At 45.8% G+C, this 7,918-nt stretch carries 9 protein-coding genes and 1 rRNA gene; all 10 read left to right on the top strand.

All coding sequences use genetic code 11. From position 1 onward, the window contains the following. Positions 1 to 165 precede the first annotated feature (165 nt). Positions 166 to 1,596: an anthranilate synthase component I family protein gene (locus KI350_RS21670; RefSeq protein ID WP_025809565.1), complete on the top strand. Its 1,431-nt coding sequence runs from the start codon at positions 166 to 168 to the stop codon at positions 1,594 to 1,596. Further along, positions 1,593 to 2,177, top strand: a complete 585-nt coding sequence (pabA, locus tag KI350_RS21675) for an aminodeoxychorismate/anthranilate synthase component II (RefSeq protein ID WP_023855970.1) — start codon at positions 1,593 to 1,595, stop codon at positions 2,175 to 2,177. The genes KI350_RS21670 and pabA overlap by 4 nt, the downstream gene beginning before the upstream one ends. Next, the gene (gene pabC, locus KI350_RS21680; protein ID WP_033155006.1) at positions 2,174 to 3,043 is read left to right on the top strand and encodes an aminodeoxychorismate lyase; all 870 of its coding nucleotides are present in this window, start codon (positions 2,174 to 2,176) and stop codon (positions 3,041 to 3,043) included. Before pabA ends, pabC begins: the two co-directional genes overlap by 4 nt. A gap of 5 nt (positions 3,044 to 3,048) precedes the next feature. Further along, on the top strand, positions 3,049 to 3,906 hold the full coding sequence (gene folP / locus KI350_RS21685; RefSeq protein WP_025809561.1) for a dihydropteroate synthase: 858 nt from the start codon (positions 3,049 to 3,051) through the stop codon (positions 3,904 to 3,906). Continuing rightward, positions 3,899 to 4,261, top strand: coding sequence for a dihydroneopterin aldolase (gene folB / locus KI350_RS21690; RefSeq protein ID WP_023855968.1), 363 nt, complete (start codon positions 3,899 to 3,901; stop codon positions 4,259 to 4,261). Before folP ends, folB begins: the two co-directional genes overlap by 8 nt. Next, complete coding sequence (gene folK / locus KI350_RS21695; RefSeq protein ID WP_025809559.1) at positions 4,258 to 4,758, top strand: 2-amino-4-hydroxy-6-hydroxymethyldihydropteridine diphosphokinase; 501 nt, start codon at positions 4,258 to 4,260, stop codon at positions 4,756 to 4,758. The genes folB and folK overlap by 4 nt, the downstream gene beginning before the upstream one ends. Then, a complete protein-coding gene (locus KI350_RS21700; protein WP_031304995.1) occupies positions 4,710 to 4,919 on the top strand; it encodes a helix-turn-helix domain-containing protein in 210 nt (69 codons plus the stop codon). Before folK ends, KI350_RS21700 begins: the two co-directional genes overlap by 49 nt. A 16-nt stretch (positions 4,920 to 4,935) precedes the next feature. Beyond that, positions 4,936 to 5,937: a tRNA dihydrouridine synthase DusB gene (gene dusB / locus KI350_RS21705; protein WP_020449833.1), complete on the top strand. Its 1,002-nt coding sequence runs from the start codon at positions 4,936 to 4,938 to the stop codon at positions 5,935 to 5,937. 84 nt (positions 5,938 to 6,021) lie between these two features. Continuing rightward, positions 6,022 to 7,521: a lysine--tRNA ligase gene (lysS, locus tag KI350_RS21710; protein ID WP_212930586.1), complete on the top strand. Its 1,500-nt coding sequence runs from the start codon at positions 6,022 to 6,024 to the stop codon at positions 7,519 to 7,521. A 294-nt stretch (positions 7,522 to 7,815) separates the two neighbouring features. After that, positions 7,816 to 7,918, top strand: a 16S ribosomal RNA gene (locus KI350_RS21715); the annotation flags it as partial.

The following is a 7,918-nucleotide window of genomic DNA, read 5'->3' on the forward strand; positions in this document are numbered from 1 at the left end:
CCGACGATGTCGGCGGCCTTTTGTTATTCACGGGCGAAGAGCTCGGTGTCCTTGAGTGAACATGCTCAAGGACTTTTTTCTATATTGGAAATGAAATTCTCTTTTCCTAGAAAAAAGATATGCATTACAATAAGGACATTAGACTAACGGCAGAGGAATGATATGATGAGACAACGAAGGCCTGTAGCCAGAGCGTTCCCATTTTCCAATCAACGGTTTTTAGAGCAATTTGAAAGCCTGTCGAAAGGAAAGCAATACCGCGTTCTGCTCGAAAGTGCGAGAGGCGGAGAATACAGCATAGCCGGGCTCGACCCTGTCGCAATAGCAAAAGGGAAAGACGGCATCACGACGATTCAATACAAAGGGGACATCATATTCAAAGAGGGGGATCCGTTTCAGCAGTTTTCTCAGTGGTTTGAAACGCTGAAAACGGAGACGGTTGCAGATTTTCCCGACTTTCAGGGCGGGGCTGTCGGTTTTCTAAGCTATGACTATGCCCGATATATTGAGAAATTCAAAATCCTGTCTATCGATGATCTGCAAACGCCGGATTTATTCTTTCTCGTATTTGATGATATAGCCGTCTATGATCATAAGCAGCAGCAGCTTTGGGTGATTACCCACACCGTTGAAGAATCGCCGGCCGCTTCGGAAGAGAAACTGGACAGGCTTGAGCAAATGTGGAAGACGGAACATCCGAAGACCGCTGGCGGTCATCAATCAAATGATAATAAAAGCCCGTCATTCGCAGCTTCATTTACAGAAGCCGGCTTTTCTCAGGCTGTTGAGAAGGTGAAGCAATACATTGCAAGCGGCGACGTATTTCAGGTGAACCTTTCTGTTCGCCAGTCGGAGCGCCTGTCTGCGCCTCCTTATGAGGTATACAAAATGTTAAGAGAAATCAACCCTTCGCCGTACATGTCCTACTTGGAAACCCCGGATTTTCAAATCATCTGCGGGTCGCCCGAACTGCTCATTAAGAAAAAGGGCACCAGGCTTGAGACAAGACCGATTGCCGGGACGAGATCCCGCGGGGCGGATGAAGCGGAGGATGAAGCGCTCGCGAACGAACTGATCATGAATGAAAAAGAGCGCGCCGAACATGTGATGCTCGTTGATTTAGAGCGTAATGACCTCGGCAGGGTCTCCAAGTACGGTTCGGTCAGGGTCGATGAATTCATGGTGATTGAGAAGTATTCCCATGTCATGCATATCGTCTCTAATGTGTGCGGGGAACTAAGGGACGAATGCGATGCCGTGGATGTCATCCATGCCGTGTTTCCCGGCGGTACGATTACAGGAGCGCCGAAAGTTAGAACGATGGAAATTATAGAGGAGCTTGAGCCGACGAGACGGGGGCTTTATACTGGTTCTATAGGATGGTTCGGATATAATCAGGATATGCACTTTAATATCGTTATCCGAACGATATATGTGAAAGCGGGCCAGGCGTTCATGCAGTCCGGAGCTGGAATCGTCATCGATTCCAACCCTAAGCATGAATATAAAGAGTCAATTAAAAAGGCCCTGGCGATGAAAAAGGCGCTGCAGTTGAGTGAAGAAGAGAAAAAAGAGCAGAGGAGAGCTGAGATATGATTCTAATGATCGACAATTACGATTCATTTACGTACAATTTGGTTCAGTATTTAGGCGAGCTTGGCGAGGAGTTAGTCGTCAAGCGGAACGATGAGATCACGCTTCAGGAAATAGAGGATATGTCGCCTGACTTTTTGATGATATCTCCCGGTCCTTGCAGTCCGGATGAGGCTGGGATCAGCCTTGAAGCGATCCGCCATTTTGCCGGGAAGATACCGATTTTCGGGGTCTGTCTCGGACATCAGTCGATCGCCCAGGTTTTCGGAGGCGATGTCGTCAGGGCGGAACGGTTAATGCATGGGAAAACTTCCGAGATCTTGCACGACGGGTTGACGGTCTTTAAAGACTTGGAACATCCGCTCACGGCCACGAGGTATCATTCGTTGATCGTCAAACCGGATACGCTGCCCGGTTGTTTTGTGACATCGGCTTGGACAGAAGAAGGGGAGATTATGGCCATCAGGCATAAAGAACTGCCTATTGAAGGCGTTCAGTTCCATCCGGAGTCGATTATGACTGCCTCCGGAAAAGAAATGCTGAAGAATTTTATTGAGACTTACCGAAAGAAAGTGAACACATGATCATTTACCTGAACGGTCAATATGTGAAGGAGGAGGAAGCAAGACTTTCTCCTTTTGACCATGGTTTTTTATACGGAATCGGGGTATTTGAAACGTTCCGCCTTTATGAAGGGGAGCCCTTCCTTTTAGACTGGCATATGGACAGACTGAACAACGCTTTGGAACAGCTGAGAATTGAGCTTGAGCTGACAAAAAGCGAAGTGCTTGCCATTCTTGACAGGCTGCTTCAGTTGAATCAGCCCCCAAATCTGAATGCCAAGGTCCGTTTAAATATATCTGCTGGTCCCGGTGACTCAGGTCTTTTTCCTGATTCATACAAAAAACCCGGTGTTATGGTAATGATGAATCCTTTTCATCCTGAATCGATTCCGGTTGAAAAGGAGGGTGTCATTTTACAGGTCCGACGCAATACGCCAGAAGGTCCGTTCCGCTTGAAATCACATCACTTTTTAAATAATCTGTTCGGAAAAAGAGAGCTCGGACCAGACGCTGCCAAAGAAGGGATTTTTCTTACCGAAGGCGGAGCTGTAGCCGAAGGGATCATTTCCAACATTTTTTGGGAAAAAGACGGTTGTGTGTATACACCTTCTCTTGATACCGGCATATTAGGCGGCGTCACCCGGCGTTATGTCATCGAGCGCCTTGCAGATATGGGGATCGAAGTTATGCAGGGGGTATACCCTTTAAAGGAGCTTCTCTTTGCGGACGAAGCATGGATGACCAATTCCGTTCAGGAAATCGTTCCATTCCGGAGAATCGGCAGCACTCAATTTCCGGGAAAGGATGGAAATTTGTCGAAACGTCTGCAAGAGGCATACACTAACGATAGAAAAGCAGCAAAAGACTATATTTCAATTAAAGGGTGAAGGATATGGCGCTTCAAACAGCGGTGCGTTCAAAGAAGTTGACCGCAAAGCAATACACATTGTCTTATGAAGATAAAACATTGATCATGGGGATTTTAAATGTGACGCCCGATTCTTTTTCAGACGGCGGAAAATATAACAGCATCGACCGCGCCGTTATTCATGCAAAGCAAATGATCGAAGACGGCGCCCATATCCTTGATATCGGAGGAGAATCAACGAGGCCGGGGGCGGAAAAGGTTTCTCTTGATGAGGAGCTGTCAAGGGTCATACCTGTAATTGAAAAACTTGTTCAGGAAATCGACGTGCCGATTTCTGTTGACACTTATAAAGCAAAAGTGGCGGATGAAGCCCTTAAGGCCGGTGCAACGATTATCAATGATGTCTGGGGAGCAAAAGCAGACCATGACATGGCCCGGGTTGCGGCCGCTCATAATGTGCCGATTATCTTGATGCATAACCGCGAGGAACGAAATTATAAGGACTTGATCCCGGACATGCTGTCTGATTTGATGGAATGTGTGAGCATTGCAAAATCAGCAGGCGTTCAAGATCATCACATCGTACTTGATCCGGGTATCGGCTTTGCCAAAACGTATCATGACAATCTGGCGGTCATGAACCAGCTTGAGAAATTCAGCGAACTCGGATACCCGGTTTTATTGGGGACGTCACGCAAAAAATTTATCGGCCGCGTTCTGGATCTGCCGCCTGAGGAGAGGGCGGAAGGCACGGGCGCGACGGTATGCCTCGGTATTCAAAAAGGGTGCGATATCGTCAGGGTGCATGACGTCAAGCAAATTTCCAGGATGGCAAAAATGATGGATGCCATGATTGATAAAGGAGGCGTTTATCATCGATAAAGTGTATGTAGAGGGCATGGAGTTTTACGGATATCACGGTGTTTTCAAAGAAGAAAACAAACTTGGCCAAAGATTCCGCGTTGATCTGACAGCATTTCTAGACTTAAGCGAAGCCGGAAAAACGGATCGTATTGATGCCACCATTAATTATGCTGATTTGTATAAGCTGTGCAAAGAGGTTGTGGAGGGAGAGCCGGTCAACCTTGTGGAGACCCTCGCAGAAACGATTGCCGCAAAAGTGCTGAAGCATTTTGAAGCGGTTCAGGAATGCACGGTCAAAGTCGTCAAGCCTGACCCGCCTATACCGGGACACTATAAATCGGTGGCCATCGAGATGACGAGGAAACGACAATGAACAATTCGGCATATATAGCGCTCGGCTCGAATATCGGCCAGCGGGAAGAATATTTAAAAAAAGCTGTCTCTCTCCTCCATCAACATCCGTCTGTACAGGTGACAGACATCTCGTCGATTTATGAAACAGATCCTGTCGGGTATACAGACCAAGATCTATTTTTAAACATGGCTGCAGCTGTTAAAACATCTCTTTCACCGTTTGAATTGCTTGATTTGACTCAGCGTATTGAAAAAGAACTCGGCCGCAAACGCGACATCAGATGGGGGCCGAGAACTGTAGACCTTGACATTTTGTTGTATAATCGTGAAAATATTGAGACAGAGCAACTTATCGTTCCTCATCCTAGAATGCATGAACGTTTGTTTGTGCTCATCCCGCTGCTGGAGATTTATCCCGAGCTTGAGGGAGCTGTCAATCATGCGAAAAATCAAGAAGGTGTAAGAGTATGGAAGCAGAAATCTGGGGTAGACGAATTCGTGCATATCGAAAGCTGAAGGGTTATACTCAAGAAGGGTTTGCAAAAGCATTGGGTATATCCGTTTCTGTGCTTGGTGAAGTAGAACGCGGGAATCGTATGCCGTCGGAAAGCATGCTCAGGGATGTAGCCAATACTTTAAATATAACAGTGGAGGAATTATCTCCATCAGAAGAATAAGAAAGGAGGACTAAAAATGTTTAAAATCGGTGATATAGAATTAAAAAACAGGGTTGTGCTTGCGCCGATGGCCGGTGTCTGCAACTCCGCCTTCCGCTTGACGGTTAAGGAATTCGGAGCGGGTTTAGTCTGCGCCGAAATGGTCAGCGATAAAGCGATCCTTTACAATAATGCAAAAACGATGGGAATGCTTTATATCGATGAACGTGAAAAACCGCTCAGCCTGCAGATCTTCGGCGGCGAAAAAGAAACGCTTGTCGAAGCGGCGAGGTTTGTTGACCAAAACACAACTGCGGATATTATTGATATAAACATGGGATGTCCGGTGCCAAAGATCACAAAATGTGATGCAGGAGCCAAATGGCTGCTTGATCCGAATAAAATTTATGAAATGGTTTCAGCAGTAGTGGAGGCTGTTGACAAGCCGGTGACCGTAAAAATGAGAATGGGCTGGGATGAAGACCATATCTTTGCCGTTGAGAATGCGAAAGCTGTAGAGCGCGCCGGCGGAAAAGCGGTCGCTCTTCACGGGCGGACCCGCGTACAAATGTACGAAGGAACGGCGAACTGGGATATTATCAAAGAAGTGAAGCAGTCCGTTTCAATACCGGTAATCGGAAACGGTGATGTCAAAACTCCGCAAGATGCAAAACGCATGCTTGATGAAACAGGGGTTGACGGTGTCATGATCGGCCGTGCAGCGCTGGGTAACCCGTGGATGATTTACCGTACGGTTCACTATTTGGAAACAGGCGAATTGAAAGATGAGCCGAAAGTGCGTGAGAAAATGTCTGTCTGCAAACTTCACCTTGACCGATTAATCGGGCTGAAAGGCGAAAATGTTGCGGTCCGCGAAATGAGAAAGCACGCAGCCTGGTATCTAAAAGGCATAAGAGGAAACGCAAAGGTCCGGAATGAAATCAACCATTGCGAAACGAGGGATGAGCTCGTTCAGCTTTTAGACGCGTTTACGATTGAAGCCGAGGCAAAAGAGCTTCAGGATGCAAAAGTAGGATAAATCCGACCTCTGCTCACTGCCAGTTTTCACTGGCAGTTTTTCTGCTTTTTTCCTGAAAGACTAAAAGTAACGGAGTGATATATGATGAGTCATGAAGAGCATAACCATGAAGAATTAAACGACCAGCTGCAAGTCAGACGCGATAAAATGAATCAATTGAGAGAAAACGGGAAAGATCCTTTCGGGCAGCGTTTTGACCGCACCCATCAATCAACTGATCTCATTGAATCGTATAATGAGTTCTCAAAAGAGGAATTAGAGGAAAAAGCAATTAAAGTGACGATTGCCGGCCGGATGATGACAAAGCGCGGAAAAGGAAAAGCGGGATTCGCGCACATTCAGGATTTAAAGGGCCAGATTCAGATCTATGTCAGAAAAGACAGTGTCGGTGAAGAGCAGTACGAATGGTTTAAAAGCTCTGACCTCGGGGACATCGTCGGCGTTACAGGCGTCATGTTTAAAACGAATGTAGGCGAATTGTCTGTAAAAGCTACATCTTTTGATTTATTAACAAAAGCACTTCGTCCGCTTCCAGACAAATATCACGGATTAAAAGACATCGAACAGCGCTACCGTCAGCGTTATTTAGACTTGATCGTAAATCCGGAAAGCAAAAATACGTTTATTACACGCAGCAAAATCATTCAATCGATGAGAAGATACTTAGATGACCACGGATACTTAGAAGTTGAGACGCCTACGATGCACGCGATTCCGGGCGGAGCGTCTGCCCGTCCGTTCATTACGCATCATAATGCGCTTGATATGCCGCTTTACATGAGGATCGCTATCGAGCTCCATTTGAAAAGGCTGATTGTCGGCGGATTGGAAAAAGTCTATGAAATCGGACGTGTATTCCGAAATGAAGGTGTTTCCACACGACACAATCCTGAATTTACGATGATCGAACTTTACGAAGCTTATGCTGACTATAAAGATATTATGAGCTTGACGGAAAACCTTATCGCTCATATTGCACAAGAAGTGCTTGGCACTACAACCGTTCAATACGGAGATTATGAAGTTGACCTCAAGCCTGAATGGAAAAGACTTCATATGGTCGATGCTGTTAAAGAAGCCACCGGTGTAGACTTCTGGAAGGAAGTATCGGTAGAAGAAGCAAGAGCATTCGCGAAAGAACACGGAATTGAAATTTCTGAAAGCATGTCAGTAGGACATATCATTAATGAGTTCTTCGAGCAAAAAGTTGAAGAAACGTTGATTCAGCCTACTTTTATATACGGACACCCTGTGGAGATTTCTCCGCTCGCTAAGAAAAACCCTGAAGACCCTCGATTTACCGACCGTTTTGAGCTGTTTATCGTAGGCCGTGAACACGCGAATGCATTTACTGAATTAAATGATCCTATCGACCAAAAAGAACGCTTTGAAGCGCAATTAAAAGAACGTGAAGAAGGAAACGATGAAGCGCATATGATGGATGAAGACTTTGTCGAAGCACTGGAGTACGGAATGCCTCCTACCGGCGGTCTTGGAATCGGCATTGACAGACTGATTATGCTTTTGACGAATTCTCCTTCAATCAGGGACGTTTTACTATTCCCGCAAATGAGACATCGTTAAATGACGTTTGCGCAGCAGCCGCGTAATAAGCGGCTGCTGCCCATTTAAAACAAATTAAATTTTTTCTCGAAAAAGTATTGCACAATCATAAATACGGTGGTATATTATTATTCGTTGCCGCAAAACGGCGGCGAAAGAAAAAAAGAACTCAAAAAAAGTTCTTGACTTAATATCCGAGATTGGATATAATATAAAAGTCGCTTTAATAATGATCTTTGAAAACTAAACAAGACAAACGTACCTGTTAATTCATTAAATAAATCGCACACATGTTGTGCGTAGTCATTATCAAACTTCATGGAGAGTTTGATCCTGGCTCAGGACGAACGCTGGCGGCGTGCCTAATACATGCAAGTCGAGCGGACAGATGGGAGCTTGCTCCCTGATGTTAGCGGCG

Source organism: Bacillus sp. J41TS8, from assembly GCF_018333035.1.
GTDB lineage: Bacteria > Bacillota > Bacilli > Bacillales > Bacillaceae > Bacillus > Bacillus paralicheniformis.

Excerpts from the sequence above, each read along its gene's own strand:
- KI350_RS21670 (WP_025809565.1), top strand. The coding sequence starts at position 166 with ATGAGACAACGAAGGCCTGTAGCCAGAGCGTTCCCATTTTCCAATCAA.
- pabA (WP_023855970.1), top strand. The coding sequence starts at position 1,593 with ATGATTCTAATGATCGACAATTACGATTCATTTACGTACAATTTGGTT.
- pabC (WP_033155006.1), top strand. The coding sequence starts at position 2,174 with ATGATCATTTACCTGAACGGTCAATATGTGAAGGAGGAGGAAGCAAGA.
- folP (WP_025809561.1), top strand. The coding sequence starts at position 3,049 with ATGGCGCTTCAAACAGCGGTGCGTTCAAAGAAGTTGACCGCAAAGCAA.
- folK (WP_025809559.1), top strand. The coding sequence starts at position 4,258 with ATGAACAATTCGGCATATATAGCGCTCGGCTCGAATATCGGCCAGCGG.
- KI350_RS21700 (WP_031304995.1), top strand. The coding sequence starts at position 4,710 with ATGGAAGCAGAAATCTGGGGTAGACGAATTCGTGCATATCGAAAGCTG.
- dusB (WP_020449833.1), top strand. The coding sequence starts at position 4,936 with ATGTTTAAAATCGGTGATATAGAATTAAAAAACAGGGTTGTGCTTGCG.
- lysS (WP_212930586.1), top strand. The coding sequence starts at position 6,022 with ATGAGTCATGAAGAGCATAACCATGAAGAATTAAACGACCAGCTGCAA.